The organism is Leptonema illini DSM 21528 (genome assembly GCF_000243335.1).
Classification (GTDB): domain Bacteria; phylum Spirochaetota; class Leptospiria; order Leptospirales; family Leptonemataceae; genus Leptonema; species Leptonema illini.
Genome location: NZ_JH597773.1, coordinates 3,603,976 through 3,618,014 on the forward strand (window position 1 = coordinate 3,603,976; position 14,039 = coordinate 3,618,014).

Annotated in this window: 16 protein-coding genes and 2 tRNA genes; 4 read left to right on the forward strand and 14 right to left on the reverse strand. The window is 53.7% G+C overall.

Annotation, left to right across the window (positions count from 1 at the left end):
- The first annotated feature begins 148 nt into the window (after positions 1–148).
- On the forward strand, positions 149–1,258 hold the full coding sequence (locus LEPIL_RS16625) for a glycosyltransferase family 4 protein (protein WP_002774236.1): 1,110 nt from the start codon (positions 149–151) through the stop codon (positions 1,256–1,258).
- A gap of 1 nt (position 1,259) precedes the next feature.
- Here the strand turns inward: LEPIL_RS16625 and LEPIL_RS16630 are convergent, their stop codons facing one another.
- The 6 genes from LEPIL_RS16630 to LEPIL_RS16655 form a co-directional block, all read right to left on the reverse strand.
- Positions 1,260–1,733: a hypothetical protein gene (locus LEPIL_RS16630; protein WP_002774239.1), complete on the reverse strand. Its 474-nt coding sequence runs from the start codon at positions 1,731–1,733 to the stop codon at positions 1,260–1,262.
- Positions 1,730–2,143, reverse strand: coding sequence for a magnetosome magnetite crystal formation protein family (locus LEPIL_RS16635; RefSeq protein ID WP_002774241.1), 414 nt, complete (start codon positions 2,141–2,143; stop codon positions 1,730–1,732). The genes LEPIL_RS16630 and LEPIL_RS16635 overlap by 4 nt, the downstream gene beginning before the upstream one ends.
- 19 nt (positions 2,144–2,162) lie before the next feature.
- Positions 2,163–2,249 (reverse strand) — tRNA-Ser (locus LEPIL_RS16640).
- A 9-nt stretch (positions 2,250–2,258) separates the two neighbouring features.
- A tRNA-Ser gene (locus LEPIL_RS16645) sits at positions 2,259–2,343 on the reverse strand.
- Positions 2,344–2,402: 59 nt separating this feature from the next.
- Positions 2,403–3,473, reverse strand: a complete 1,071-nt coding sequence (gene lpxD, locus LEPIL_RS16650; protein WP_002774243.1) for a UDP-3-O-(3-hydroxymyristoyl)glucosamine N-acyltransferase — start codon at positions 3,471–3,473, stop codon at positions 2,403–2,405.
- A gap of 56 nt (positions 3,474–3,529) precedes the next feature.
- Positions 3,530–5,248: a VWA domain-containing protein gene (locus LEPIL_RS16655; protein ID WP_040919032.1), complete on the reverse strand. Its 1,719-nt coding sequence runs from the start codon at positions 5,246–5,248 to the stop codon at positions 3,530–3,532.
- Here LEPIL_RS16655 and LEPIL_RS22480 point away from each other — a divergent pair.
- Both LEPIL_RS22480 and htpX read left to right on the forward strand, forming a co-directional pair.
- Positions 5,247–6,062 (forward strand): endonuclease/exonuclease/phosphatase family protein, encoded by an 816-nt coding sequence (locus tag LEPIL_RS22480; RefSeq protein WP_002774247.1) that lies wholly within the window; start codon positions 5,247–5,249, stop codon positions 6,060–6,062. The two genes, LEPIL_RS16655 and LEPIL_RS22480, sit on opposite strands and share 2 nt — an antisense overlap.
- Positions 6,063–6,193: 131 nt before the next feature.
- The gene (htpX, locus tag LEPIL_RS16665; protein ID WP_002774248.1) at positions 6,194–7,087 is read left to right on the forward strand and encodes a protease HtpX; all 894 of its coding nucleotides are present in this window, start codon (positions 6,194–6,196) and stop codon (positions 7,085–7,087) included.
- Between the two features lie 162 nt (positions 7,088–7,249).
- Here htpX and LEPIL_RS22485 read toward each other — a convergent pair whose 3' ends face one another.
- From LEPIL_RS22485 to LEPIL_RS22490, 8 genes are all read right to left on the reverse strand, one after another.
- Complete coding sequence (locus LEPIL_RS22485; RefSeq protein ID WP_002774250.1) at positions 7,250–7,636, reverse strand: LA_3696 family protein; 387 nt, start codon at positions 7,634–7,636, stop codon at positions 7,250–7,252.
- A 154-nt stretch (positions 7,637–7,790) separates the two neighbouring features.
- Positions 7,791–8,168 (reverse strand): PIN domain-containing protein, encoded by a 378-nt coding sequence (locus LEPIL_RS16675; RefSeq protein ID WP_002774252.1) that lies wholly within the window; start codon positions 8,166–8,168, stop codon positions 7,791–7,793.
- On the reverse strand, positions 8,165–8,383 hold the full coding sequence (locus LEPIL_RS16680) for a hypothetical protein (protein WP_052608533.1): 219 nt from the start codon (positions 8,381–8,383) through the stop codon (positions 8,165–8,167). Before LEPIL_RS16680 ends, LEPIL_RS16675 begins: the two co-directional genes overlap by 4 nt.
- 100 nt (positions 8,384–8,483) lie before the next feature.
- Entirely contained in the window at positions 8,484–9,767 is a 1,284-nt protein-coding gene (locus LEPIL_RS16685; RefSeq protein ID WP_040919037.1) for a serine hydrolase domain-containing protein, read from the reverse strand.
- Positions 9,768–9,824: 57 nt separating this feature from the next.
- Positions 9,825–10,043, reverse strand: coding sequence for a DUF6500 family protein (locus tag LEPIL_RS23960; RefSeq protein WP_002774258.1), 219 nt, complete (start codon positions 10,041–10,043; stop codon positions 9,825–9,827).
- Between the two features lie 101 nt (positions 10,044–10,144).
- Positions 10,145–10,516 (reverse strand): MarR family winged helix-turn-helix transcriptional regulator, encoded by a 372-nt coding sequence (locus tag LEPIL_RS16695; RefSeq protein WP_002774260.1) that lies wholly within the window; start codon positions 10,514–10,516, stop codon positions 10,145–10,147.
- A 51-nt stretch (positions 10,517–10,567) separates the two neighbouring features.
- On the reverse strand, positions 10,568–12,343 hold the full coding sequence (locus tag LEPIL_RS16700) for a glycosyltransferase family 39 protein (RefSeq protein ID WP_002774261.1): 1,776 nt from the start codon (positions 12,341–12,343) through the stop codon (positions 10,568–10,570).
- 40 nt (positions 12,344–12,383) lie between these two features.
- Positions 12,384–12,854, reverse strand: a complete 471-nt coding sequence (locus LEPIL_RS22490) for a MarR family winged helix-turn-helix transcriptional regulator (protein WP_245826800.1) — start codon at positions 12,852–12,854, stop codon at positions 12,384–12,386.
- Positions 12,855–12,966: 112 nt separating this feature from the next.
- Between LEPIL_RS22490 and LEPIL_RS16710 the strand changes: the two genes are divergently transcribed.
- The gene (locus tag LEPIL_RS16710) at positions 12,967–13,734 is read left to right on the forward strand and encodes an enoyl-CoA hydratase/isomerase family protein (RefSeq protein ID WP_002774265.1); all 768 of its coding nucleotides are present in this window, start codon (positions 12,967–12,969) and stop codon (positions 13,732–13,734) included.
- Positions 13,735–14,039 lie beyond the last annotated feature (305 nt).

The window sequence follows — 14,039 nt, forward strand, 5'->3', positions numbered from 1 at the left end:
GAAACAGCCAATACAAGCCGGATCGGCGGCCACCGGAAGGTATGCCAGTCTGGGATCTTGCGGCCGACTGCAGCAGAGCAAGGAACATATTCCAACTCTGCATTTGAGGCCGAAAGGTCAACTTGAACGAGAAGGACGAGGAAGAAAGATGAAGGTCTGGTACGATGCTCGCATGCTCGACTTCTCGGGCATTGGAACACAGGTGCAGCACACTCTTGCCGAGCTGTTTCAGCGCACAGATCCTGAAACCGTTCCGGTGGGCAATGCCGCCACAGTGCGAAGGTTCTTTCCTGAATTCGAAGGCCGCGTCGTCGAGTTTGACGCTCCGATTTACAGCATCAAAGAGCAGATCCGTTTTCCATCTCCGGAAAAAGGTGCCATCTTGCATATTCCGCATTATGCGGCGCCCGTACGTCTTCTGTCGCGCTCCGTTGTCGTCGTGCATGATCTCATTCACCTGCAATCCGACGAGTTTGCAGCGCCTCATTTCAGAATGTATGCGCGCACGTTGCTGAATCGCGTGGCGGCAAAGGCGGCTGCCATCGTAACCGTATCGAACTATACGCGGGACTGTCTGCTCGAACGTTATCCTCAGGCGGCGGATCGCACGACGGTCATTCATAACGGCATCGATCATTCGCTTTTTTATCCGGCGACGGGTAAGGAGATGGCGCAGTTTCGCAAACGCTATGACCTGCCCGAGCAGTACATGCTCTGTGTCGGCATCGGGAAGCGGCATAAAAACGTCGATTTCTTAATACGGGCGCTTGCTCCGCTCTGGAAGAACTCAGGCACGGCGGGCAAGAAGGCGGCGCTCCTGCCTCTCGTCATCGGCGGCACAGGCGGAACGTTACCCGACTACGTGCAACAGGCCGTCAACGAGTCCGGCGTGCAGTCTCATATCATCGTTATGCCCCGTCTTGAGGAGCAGGAGCTACGGCCGCTGTATTCGGCGGCGAGTTGCCTGCTCATGCCTTCGTTGCTTGAGGGGTTCGGATTTCCCGTCGCCGAGGCCATGGCCTGCGGAACGCCCGTTTTATCGTCCAATCGCGCCTCGTTGCCCGAGATCGGCGAGAACGCCGCCCTGTACTTTGATCCGACCGATGAAGAAGATTTGAGAGCAAAGTTGATGGAGCTTCTCAAGCGCCCCGCCCTGGCAGACCGTATGGCCATGCAGGGCGTGAAAAGGGCGGCCCGCTTCACATGGGAAGAGCACGTCGATCTTCTGACGGCGGTCTATCGCCGGCTTTCTGGTTAACTCAGATCGTTTCGAGCAGTCGATCTTTCAGGCGATCCAATGGCTGGTCGGGTAACTCTTTGCGATTGTACTCGGCGATGGCAAGCTTGACCGAAAGACCGATATAAACGAGCGAAAGGGCGCCCTGTAAAGTGAAAGCGATCAACTGCAGTACGAAGCCGCCTTCCAGATAGGTACGCAGGAGATCGATGATCCAGTACAGTACCCACGAACTCAGAAGAAAAAGACCCGACAGCAGAAAGCCTCTGAAAGCGGCGCTGCGATGCTCTTCTTTATGAAGGCCGATAAACCATGTAATAAGTAAGGGAAGAACGGCGATCGATCGCACGATATGCGGGTTCTCGTCAACACGTCGCACGGCAGTCTGAAAGAGAGGTCGGGCACGATCGAGAAGGGGCGCCGTTTTCGTTTTAAGCCCCGCGAGCAGAGCGGCGAGGCGAGAGGCCTGTTTGGATTCAGAATTGTTTGATTTCATTTTTCTCTTCGCAGAATTTTTTGCACTCGGTCACGTACTTCTTCGATAAAAGGCACGCTCCATCGTTCATCCATGATGGCGCGATAGGCGGCATAAGCCGAGCATCCAAGGTAGCCAAGAAGGGAAACGACCCAGAGTGCCTGTGATATCGGATTCAGGAACCGGTTTGCCCCGAACAGCCAGGATGTGAGCGGAAAGTTCTCAACGAACCATACGATCAGATAGATAACGACGATAGCAAGGTTGAGATCGCGGGCCTGTAAAGCATGAAAGCGGGTGAAGTCGTCGTCTTTCGTAATGGCGTAGGCCCATCCAAAGAGCGGTACATAGGCAATGGCAGCGGTGATCTCGTCTCCGTTGCCCGAGCCTTTCTTCAGGCTCTCCTGGATCTTGCGGATGCGATCTGACATAGGACCATCCGGAGAAGCTCGGAGTGGGAGGGATTCGAACCCTCGGTACGGAAACCCGTACGACAGTTTAGCAAACTGCTCCCTTCGGCCTCTCGGGCACCACTCCTTTATGCTTCGGAGAGAGTGGGATTCGAACCCACGGAGACTTGCGCCTCAACGGTTTTCAAGACCGCCGCCTTAAACCGCTCGGCCATCTCTCCGTCGTCCAGAGGCCGGTTTCAAAGTTTCCTGTCAACCAATAAGAATCAGACAGAGGCGCTCAATTCTTCTCGAGCGCCTCGACCTTCTTCTGCAGTGCCTTCAGATCTCGCGACATCTGCGGCAGATTGCGAATCAGAACGTTATTACGGTGATGCGCCGTAATCGGCAGAAGCGGCGGCCCGCCAGCATATACACCGGACTTTTCGATGTTTTCGGTAACGGCGGCGCGCACGAGAAGGACGGTATCATCCGGAACGGTAATATGATCGAGCATGCCCGTCTGCCCGCTGCAGATGACGCGCTTGCCGAGCTTGCATGAACCGGCGATGCCCGTCATCGCCACCATGATCGTATCTTCGCCGATATCGCAGTTATGGGCGATATGACAGAAGTTATCGGTGATGACGCCGCTGCGGATCAGCGTGACGCCGTAAGCGGCTCTGTCGATGCAGTTGTTGGCGCCGATCACACAACGCTCTTCAAGAACGACGATGCCCGTCTGTGGAATGCGATGATGTTTGCGCTGTGCATCCTGCGCGAAGCCGAAGCCTTCGCTGCCGATGACCGTGCTTGAGCGGATGATGCAGTCTCGTCCGATCTGGCAGCCCCGCCCGATCGTCACGTTGGCGTGCAGAACGGTATTCTCACCGATGACGGCCTCGGCCTCGACGACCGTTCCGGCCATTACGACGCTGCCGGCCTGTAACTCAGCGCCGCGTCCGATGACGGCGTTGGGGCCGACGACGGCCGTATCGGCGATCTTCGCCTGCGGATGAATGACGGCAGACGGATGGATGCGACCCCACTCCTCCGTATCGCGAAAGTTCCAATCGGCATACTGTTGTTTTAAAAGAGCGTGCGCAAGGTTAACGTTATCGGCGACAAGGCATGGTTTGTCGATCGGCGCCCCGGCGATCTTTGCGGCGACGACGATGGCCGTCGCCTTGCTTGCAAGGGCCGTATTCAGAAATTCCTGCGTAGAAGCGAAGGTTATGTCGCCCGAGCCGCAGTGCTCGGCCGCATTGATGCCCGTAACGGTGGCGTTCTCCCCCCGGAGTTCTGCTTTCACGCCTCTGGAATTCAGAAAATCCGACATTTCCTTCAGCGTGACCGATGTATTTGTATTCATAGATACCGAATCTCAGAAGGGTCGCTTTATCTTCAATCCCGTTTCACCGGCAGGATTCACGATATCAGCCGCTTCTTTCCCTCGATAAAGTCGACCAGAACGAAATGATCGAGCTTCGACGGATGCGGATAAAAAACGCGTCCCTGCGTATTCTTCACAAACTCTTCGACAAAAGGACGTTCGTCGAAGAAGGTGAAGCCCCATTCGGGTGTGAGCAGGAACGTATTGATCGAGATGCCGGCTTCGGTGCAGGCCCGGGCCTCTTTCAAGGCGAAATCGAAATCGGCCGGCGATGGCGGATAGTTGATGTGCAGCTTGTTCTCTTCGAAATGCGCTGTAGGAACGCCATCCGTTATAAGAATGATCTGCTTGTTCTTGGTTTCTTTTCCTCCAAGAAGCTGGCGACATAAGGCCAGGCCGCGCTGCAGATTCGTGAAATAGAGCGGGATGCCCTGATAGGGATCTTTCTTCTGCTGTAGAGAGCGCGCCGCCATATCAAATCGCAGTCGTATATGCGGATCAAAGATCGTAACGGGAAAAGGTTGCAGTGACGGAATATCGGACGGGCGATAGACCTGCGCCGTCGTTCCGAATCCGACGATGAGCAGGCGGTCTTCTCGGTATTCGTCTCTGATCAGGGATTCAAGGGCGAGAACCATCTTCTTCGCGTTATAAAATCGGTCGGAGCGCTGCATCGAGCCCGACATATCAAGCAGTACGGCGGTGGCGCTTTTCGCCTGTCCGCGGGAGCGAAAGATTTCGAGATCACGAAAGCCCGGTCGCGGCTGCCCTGTTCGGATAACGGCATTGATGATGCTCGCCGCCGGATCGAGGTTGCTGATGTTATCGCCCATCTCATAGCTGCGGCTGATCGGCGTGATCTGTTCGCCGTCGCTCTCTTCGGGCGAGATCAACGATCCGCCCGAGTCGTCCTGTTTCAGATTGCGAAAGATCTCTTCAAGGGCGCGCCTTCCGATGCGGCGAATGGATTCAGGCGAAAGTTGCAATTCGCCGGCCTCGTCGCGTACGATCTGGCCCTGTTTTTCAAGAAGCTCGGCAAGGTGATCGAAGATGCGTTGCCGGCGTTCGAGAAATTCCTCGTAGGACTCGGGCCCGAGCAGTTCGGCAAGGCGTTCGAGATTGAACTGGAAGAGGTCGCCGTTCTGCATCGCCGTCTGCAGATTCTTGCGCAGCTCTTCAAGCTGTTCGAGGGCGTCGATGATCTCGATGGCGGTCTTTCGGTTCACGTCCTCCGTTCCGCGAAATGGAAAGCGACGCATGGCTCCGTCGATACGATTGCGATCTTCAAGCGCCTTAAGTAGAGCGTTATAGTCCCGGTGGCGGATCTGCTGATCTTTTACAAGATCCCACTTCATCTGAAAGATGCGGTCATGAGAGCGGTCGGAGAGGGCCTGCTCGAATTCCGATTTGCGCGAGGCGTCCTTCCCGGTTTTCAGTTGTTCCAGAACGCCTTTTCCCTCGCGGTCGACGTCGCGATCCGTGTCGCCCAGGGCGCCGTCGAGTCGGTAGCGTTCCAGCAGCTCGCTCTGCTGCTTTTCGATCTGCTTGATGAAGCCGCCGAGCAGATCGTCCATGCCACCCTCTTTTAAAAAAAGGTTTACGGGCAGGCCTCGACTAATCAGTTCATTCAGAGCATCTTCGAGGGCGATGTCATGTTTCATCAGAAGCTCGGAAAGGATCGACATCAGTCGGTCTGTGTTCCAGCCTTCGGGATCAGGACCGGGCTCGTAAGGTCCATAGCGATGCGTGATCATGGTACTGCGACTCCTGACTTATAATATACACAAAGCGATCGGAACGGACCGTCGTTACCGCCCCGAACGCGTCGCCGAAATTCTGCATCAATCGGGCGCCGACATCCTCTGTTTGCAAGAAGTCGATTTCAGCGTGCCGCGCTCCCACAACGACGACCTGGCCCACCGTCTTGCCGAGGCGCTTGGATTCCACTGCTCCCTGGGCCTCAACGTCTTTTTAAAACGCGGCGCCTACGGAAATGCAATCCTTTCGAAATATCCAATCGTGCACACGGAGAACCTCAATATCACCTGGGGCATCAAAAAGGCGCGCGGATGCCTGATGTCGCGCATCGAAACGCCTGCCGGCGACGTGGCCGTGCTCAACATGCACCTCGGTCTTGCCGGATTCGAGCGCATCCGGCAGGTGCGCATGATCCTTGAAAGCTCCTTTTTGCAAACCGTGCAGAGCCTGCCTACGGTGATCGTCGGCGACACAAACGACCGGGCCGAAAAGGTCGACCGGCTCTTTAACCGAAAGGGCTATGTCGATACGTCAAGCGTCCGCACGAGGCCGACCGTGGCGAAAAAATCCGTGCAGCTGCCCGACTGGCGTAAATTAAAGAATATAAAGGATATTAAAGAAATCCGCAGCCTGGGAATCCCCGTAGATTTGCAGACCTTTCCGTCTTATTCACCGTTTCCGCTCATCAGAATCGACAAGGTATTTGTAAATAATCGTTTCGAGATCCGGGCGCATGAGGTCATCCGCAACGGACACACGCGCATCGCCTCGGATCATCTGCCCGTACAGGTCGATTTGCACGTTGTTTGAAACCGACATCCGACCTGCTACGAAATACGATCGAGCTGCAACGGCAAAAAGAATTGCCGTGAGACATCAGTTCAATTACTGTACGGCTCAGTGATTATGACATACATAATCAGGAGGAACTCTCTAAGACTATGACCTGGCTCAAGCGGATATTTCTGTTCGGAATCGTAAACCTGTTGATCGTCGTTACGATCTCCGTTCTCACCTCTGTTTTCGGATTGCAGCCCTATCTAACAGCGAGCGGCTATAACATCACGTCGCTGGCGATCTTCTGTCTCATGTGGGGCATGGGCGGAGCGTTTATCTCGCTCGGTCTTTCCCGTATCATGGCGAAGATGATGATGGGCGTGCAGGTCGTTCAACCGAACGATGCGCAATTCGGCGGTCTGGTCCAGCGCGTGCATGGCCTTGCCCGAAAGGCCGGCCTGAAGACCATGCCCGAAGTCGGCGTCTACGAAAGCCCCGAACTGAACGCCTTTGCAACAGGGCCGACGAAGAACCGTTCCCTGGTCGCCGTATCGACGGGCCTTCTAAGTCGCATGGATGCCGATGCCGTCGACGGAGTCCTCGGCCATGAGATCGCTCATATTGCAAACGGCGATATGGTGACGATGACTCTTGTTCAGGGCATCGTGAACGCCTTCGTTATGTTCATCGCCCGCATCATCGCCTTCGCCGTCGGCAGCTTCATCAAAGAGGATAGCCTGCGTTATATCGCACGATTCGCCGTAACGATCGTCCTTGAGATCGCCCTCAGCTTCCTTGGCATGATCGTCGTGGGATACTTCTCGAGAATGCGCGAGTATCGTGCCGACAACGGTGGAGCGAAACTCGCCGGTCGCGATAAGATGATCCGTGCCCTTGAAAGCCTGAAGGCCGCTTATGAGATTCGCGACGAGAACCAGCCTGAATCGCTGGCCACGCTTAAGATCTCGGGTAAATCAGGCGGACTGATGGCGCTGATGTCCACGCATCCGCCGCTGGACGAGCGCATTGCAAAACTGCGTACGGCGCCGATCATCTAAGATCGCATTTCAAAACGGGTTCAGCAATACAGGAAGTGTTGCCTGCATCCTCTGCCTGACGGCCGCGCCCCACCCGCATCATGCGGGATGGGGAGCGCGGTTCTATGTAGCGCTCGGATTGGGTAACGCCCCACAACAATGCGAGCAGGCCGTGAGTGCGGTCTATACGATCCGAGAAATCAGCCGCGTAATAAGTGGATACAGGGTCGCTGCTCCGATTAGACCAGCGAGAATCCAGCGTGTCTGCGAGGTGATATCATTGTGCAACCCGGCAATCCTTGCATGCAGACCGGAGATGTCTTTATGAAGCCCCGATATCTGCTTCTGAACATCGGCGAAGTCTGCCTTCATTTCGGCGCGCAGCTCGGCAATCTCGAGTCGAACGCCCGCAATTTCTTTTTCAAGTGATTTTTCGTAGGACAGCGCCGACATCTGGATCACCTCGTCTCTCTGAACAGAGAAAGAAGAGGAAAGAAAGTCAACAAATTTCGGTGCGGCACTTCCGAAAACTGCAGCTACCTCTTCGGGCAGCGAAATAAAATGTGGCATTACAGGCCTCCTGTTTAGAAGACAGGGTCAGGCTTCGGACGAATGAGTAATAAAAAAACTGGGACAGGAGAAAAAGCCGCTTGAGTAAAGGGGCGTGACAATCGCAGTGAGCATGTTGCCGGCGCTGGCCGCGAGTGAAGACGTCACGAAGGGATTACGGCAAATAGGTTTCCTGCTCTTTTAGCAGAGATATTAGCTTTTTATCAAGAGTCCAGATTCTGGCTGACCGCCTGCGACATTCATGGACTAAAACCGCATCTGTGAGTCCTACTCCTCGGGAATAGAATTTCTTTTCGTAAGAAAGATATCCGCCCTCAATAATCCCTCTTTCGCTTTCTGAGTCAGACAGGACATCCCAGTAGTTCAACACAAGATCGGCTTCTTTTTTGTTGCGACAGCCCTGCAATAGCTCCGCAAAGATCAGAGAGTGTGCGATGATATCGCCAGATTCCAGTCGCTTCTTTAAATTTGTGAATACGGGGTCTTTCGCTTTGAAGAATTCGATCCAGACGGAAGTATCTACAAGAATCATCGTGACTTCCGATTCAGCTTTCGGACCTCTGCGGCCGAATAGCTATCGTTAAAGGAGAGCGGTGATCTGGCGACCTTTTCGTTCAGTTTCTTTATCCTGGTTATCTTCAGCCATTCGGTTAGAGCCAGATGCAGAGACTCTGTGATATTCTTACCGCCAGACATTGTCTGAACATCGCGAACCAGTTCATCCGGAAGAATAGCCGTTACTTTCATACGATTCAGTATACGATAGTGCATCGTATTCGTCAAGGGCAAAGAAGGGCTAACTGGATGAGTCGGTGTAGATTTGCAGTGAGCCGAGCGAGTCCGGCCATCAGAGCGGCCCTAAATTCGAGCGCCCGCGCATTCTGCGCACTGCGAAACCGGCACCCAGAAAGATCACGATGGCGCCCGCTGCCGTGGCGATCAAGATACCGCGCCCATCAATGAGTACAAGAGTATCGAGAGGAACGATTCCCGACTGCCAGAAGGTCCACTGACCGCCTATCTCTCTTGCGAGGCTGATGGATCCTGTTTCAAGGACGATGATGCCGTCGCCGTTAGCCGGATTGATGCGCGCCGTCGTATTTATCGCCGGAAAGTTAGCCCCGTCATGGCCGATAATATAGCCTCCGGTACCGTCCGGAGCATACAGCGTCGGGCCTGCACCCCAAACAGGCAGGCCGTAAAGAAACGCGATCGGTTTATGCATGGCTGCAAGCGTTGTCGGCATAAGCACGCCCCGTCCCGGTACGCTGCCGTCTGATCCGGCCATGTGGGCTTGCAAGAATCGCGTCATGTCTGCGGCCGACGTATACAGCGAGGCAGCACCGAGCGCGGTGAACCTGTAGTGAAGCGCTAACGATCCATCGGGTCCATAAAAATCGACAAGATGCGCGGAATCGGGATCGACAAAGGTCGATTGTGTCATGCCAAGAGGCCGCAGTACGGCACGTTGCATGTAGCTGTTGAACGGCTCCTGCGTCACCTCTTCAATGAGAAGCTGAAGGATCAGATAACCGCCACCGGAATAACGCCAGTGCGATCCCGGCTCTGCGCCGACGCGCACGACGCCGTCGGCTCCCGGCATGGCATCTGTTGTGTGCGCGAGTTCTTGCTCGATGGAGGGTGGCGCTTCGTCCGGTGGAAAACCCTGAAAACCCAGGCCGTCTGTTAACCCTGCCGTATGAGCGAGTAATCGGCGTACCGTAACGGCGTCATTGTCAAACGGGCCTTCGGGCAGATGCCAGCGCGTCAGGTACCGTGAAACCGGAGCATCGAGGTCGATGCGATTCTGCTCGGCAAGCGTCATCACACCCCAGGCGGTCACCCACTTGCTGAGAGAGGCGACCTGAAAGAGCGATCGGTCGTTAACAGGCCGCCCGTGCGAGGCGAAGTAGGATTCCTGGACGCGGCCCTGCTCGATAAGCACGATGGCGATGTTGCCGCGTGATTGGTCTTTATAGCGGCTTTCAGCCCAGTGCAAAAAGGCGGCCGTATCGCTTTTCTCGGGAGGGGATGGTCGAAACCAGCCTCCTCTGGCGGCAAAGACGACCAGGGCCATCCAGCAGGCGACGGCGATCAGAGCGCCTGATGCGATTGCGAGCCAGCGTTTCATGCGTTGGAATCTCATCTTGCTCATTGGAGGTTACAGTCCTTGTTGTTTCTCGGGCGCCTAAAGCCCTGATTCCACCATACTACGGATCTTCACAGCCTTTTCGAAATGATCAAGCCTGTGAAGCATGATCCACCACGTAGCAGCTTCCATGAGAAGCTCCGGATCATCATTCCTGTTTGCGAAAAAGGCATAGAACGAGAGGCCAACGCCTTCGCCTTTTTCCTGTATTTTACGGGTGCAGACGTCAATGATTGTTTTTCTAAGGTTTGGTCGCATATTTTTGGGGGATAAGTTAGATGATAGGCCTCAGGTTCCAGGGAACAGCATATTCCGCAAACGGCAAGCCTATCTGACAGCCTCCTCCAAAACAACTGCTTCTACTGCCCTGCCTTCCTCTCCATGGCCTCGTTCAACTTTTCTGTAATACGGTAGAGTTCTTGCGCTTCAAGCTCAGTCAGAGCGGCGTAGGTTTCACGTTGCAGCGCAAGCATGATGCGCAGGATGGCCGGCTTCATTTTCTTCGCCTTCTGTGTTGGACTGAGCACGACCGATCTACCATCGGTCGTGGATTTCGTAGAAGTCAGGTATTGCTGTTCGATCAGTTTACGAACGAGCACCGTTACCGTCGGCTTTGTGCGCTGAATCTGACTGGCGATTTCTGTCGGGGTCAGCCCCGGCCTGCGCAATAGAAACGACAGGATTTCGAGATGGGAGCGCGTCAGCCCGGTCAGGCCTTTTTCATCCAGCATGGCGGCCAGAGCAACCGTTGCTATAGCGATTATCTGTTCGATACTGCCATATCAATGTAGATTTGTCTCAGTGTATGCTTCGATGGTTTTGCTTGAGTTCGGTATGCCGTTAGTTTCCGGGGAAGGACTGTCGGTCGAGATTGTACCGGGAAAGTAAGGGGAAAGGTCATTGTGAACAAAGATAAGGTATTCTGGTTGGACATTCACTCTTTTATAGGGGTAATAGTGCTCTTCCAGGAACGACCGAATTTCTGGAGCGTCTTTAAGAACATCTTCCAGCGAATCACGAAAGAGTGCGATAACAAACAGATCGGGGGGGCGACGCTTTAGAGCTGTCATTAGCTTTTTTCTGAAAAAAGAAGCATCGGGATGCGAGCTAACGATTGGGTCGGCAACTGCGAAACCGGATGCATACTCTATATCGTGACCCAATACTGCCCCGAGTGCCAGAGTGTTCAGTTCGAGAAGCTGGATGGAGGGTCGGCGTTCCGGCTTTTTTTCCCGGAGTACGTTGGCAGTCGCATTGATTTCAGCCACAATAGGTATTGTGGGCGGTGTGGTGGGCTTGAGCAGATAGCCGAATCCCGTATCGCTGTAGACTCGTTCTGAGTTACGGAAGCGGACGAGAACCAGTAGCATCAGGAAAATGGCAAGATATTTGAAATAGGAGCTTTTCAGAAAAACTCCTTTGGAAGGTTTTTTTTCCCTGGCCTGATGTTTTCTGGCAAAGTCGGCTATGAGCACCGAGAGCATGAGGTTCAACCCATGCCAGACGGGAATGAGATGATATGCATATCCTCTCCGTTGTATTAAGTAGCTAATATACCCTCCCGCAACCAGAAAGAGGAGTGATAGCTTTTCAGTGTCCTTCCGGTAGTACATTACAAAAGCGGCAAGAACAGCAACATGGAATAATGTGAAAACACCGATGACAAGTTCGCCTTCGATTGAATAGGGCTTATTCCACGAATTCAGTATGTTCTCAGGATGCAGAGTTAGCGGCCGAAAGAGAAGCCGGGAAGGCGGAACGAGCGGGATGCCATAAGTGAATACGTCGAGATTTTTTTTCCATAAAAGAAGATAGTCTGGTGGGTAACCCAGGATTACTGGAACTAAAAAGACCACTAATAGGCCGCATCCCGCCATCAGAACTGTACGGGTTAGAGTGATTGCCGACTCTTTCCAGGAGATTCGAATATTCCGGCCATGTGTGCGAATAGCAAAATAGAAAAAAAGCATTGCTCCAAAAAAAAAGGATGTGGGTTTTATGAGAAGGCTAACACCAAGCAGAGCGCCCCAGACAATCCACAGTCTGTAACTGGCAGCCTGAATAATTTTTTCAATCATCCAGAGGGCACCTATCCATACAGGAAGGAGGAGAGTTTCTCGCTGAAGTTGACCAAACGTACTTGCTTCAGCTGTCAGTGTAAGAGTCAGCGAGAAGGCAACGATAGCCGCCAGCCGCGAATGCCGCCACAGATACAGTGATGAAACAAAAGCGGCGATCAATAGCGCGGATAGATTGAGCAGTCGTAAACCTGTATCGGTGTCGCCAAAAGCGAGGATTCCAAGGGCGTGTACGATATGAGAAAACGGCAGATTGATTGCAAAAAAATCCCGGTAAGGAACGTTTCCGTGAAGCCACATCCATGCATCCATCGATAGAAGGGTCGCGTCAGGGCTCAAGCTCAATGGCCAGCGTAAAGAGAGCAGCAGGTGGTATATTCCTCTACATGCCAGCAGAAGGCTTGAGATCAGGATAATGGTATTCGGGTATCCATTGATTTTTATCTTTATCCGGAAAAATGCTGTCTTTAAGGCCGCCATTGTTGATTCGTAATCTTGATTGTGTTTTCGTTCTGTCAAGTCAGTTGAGATCGCTTGATCTAATATGAAAAGGGGAATTCCCCCACTTGCCACCATCGGCCCGAGTGCTCGATTTCGTGATCATCGCCTCGTTCAACTTCTCTGTAATACGGTAGAGTTCCTCTGCCTCAAGGTCGGTCAGCGCCGCGTAGGTTTCACGTTGCAGCGCAAGCATGATGCGCAGGATGGCCGGCTTCATTTTCTTCGCCTTCTGTGTTGGACTGAGCTCGATCGATCTACCATCGGTCGTGGATTTCGTAGAAGTCAGGTATTGCTGTTCGATCAGTTTACGAACGAGCACCGTCACCGTCGGCTTTGTGCGCTGAATCTGACTGGCGATTTCTGTCGGAGTCAGCCCCGGCCTGCGCAATAGAAACGAAAGGATTTCGAGATGGGAGCGCGTCAGTCCGGTCAGGCCTTTTTCATCCATCATGGCCGCTATCTGCAGATCGACGCGATCTGCAATGCGCATCAAATATTTAAGCGGAAAGTTCGGACGGCCCATCGATGGCAATCAGATTCATGCTTGACGAATTGTCGAGTGGAAATTAGTTAGATATCTAATTAAATCGTCGGAGGCATCTATGTCGGCGGAATTGCAGATAATCGAAAACCACGGCGGTATTGTCGAGCTGTCCCTCAATCTGAATGATCAGAATAGCTTCGGCCTCGCAGCCTTTACGGAGCTCGACCGTACGCTGAAATTGCTGGCCAGCCATGATAAGATTCGCGTCCTGATCCTTCACAGCATGAAGCCCTACGTCTTTTCGCAGGGGCTCAATCTTGAAGAGATGTCGAGCGCCTCCGGTGAACTGGTGGACGAGTTTATCCGTCTGTTCTACGAAAATCTGAAATCCATTTATCTTTTTCCACACCCCGTTATCTGTGTAATGCCCGGTCATGCGATGGGCTATGGGGCCATGATCGCGATGACGTCTGACTACCGTCTTATGGCCGACAGGGCTCGCATCGGCCTGCCCGAGGTGAAGCTGGGGATTCGCGTGCCGATCTTTATCGCGCGCATCTTACAGGATATCGTCGGCGTCGTAGAGGCCGATCACCATATCCTCGAAGGCGGCGCCTACAAAGCGGCCGAAGCAAAAGAAATCGGCCTTATCGATCAGATCGTTTCGCCTGAAGAGATGCTCTCTGCCGCGCGAAAGGTAGCGCAGCGATTCTTGAAAAACAGTCGTTCGGCCATGACGGCTTCAAAGCGTGCGATCCGGCATCGCATGGACCATGACGCCATCATTGAAGTGGATGCGCGAGAAACCATCAGAACCCTGAATACGCCCGATGCGCGAGAAGGCATCAGCGCCGCCGTCGAAAGACGCCGTCCTGTATTCAGTTAAGTACGTCATCCCTCTGTGGAATCTCGCCGCCCAGGTGCACTCCGTTGATTTCATGCCCCCGGCTCGCTCCTGCCGAGTCTGTCGAAAAACCTGAATCAATTCTGAATTCCCCTGGAAATTACCGGCCGGGTAGATTATCGGGGAGCATGGCACGCTACAAACAGCCTGACTCTGATCAGAGCCAGATCGTTATCTTGAATTTCTCGGAGTTGTTTCCGGAGGATCATCCCATCTCCCGCCTGCTTGAGACGGTCCGGCGGCTAGATCTCAGCCGCTTTGATGCGAGTTACAGGAATGATTCGAAG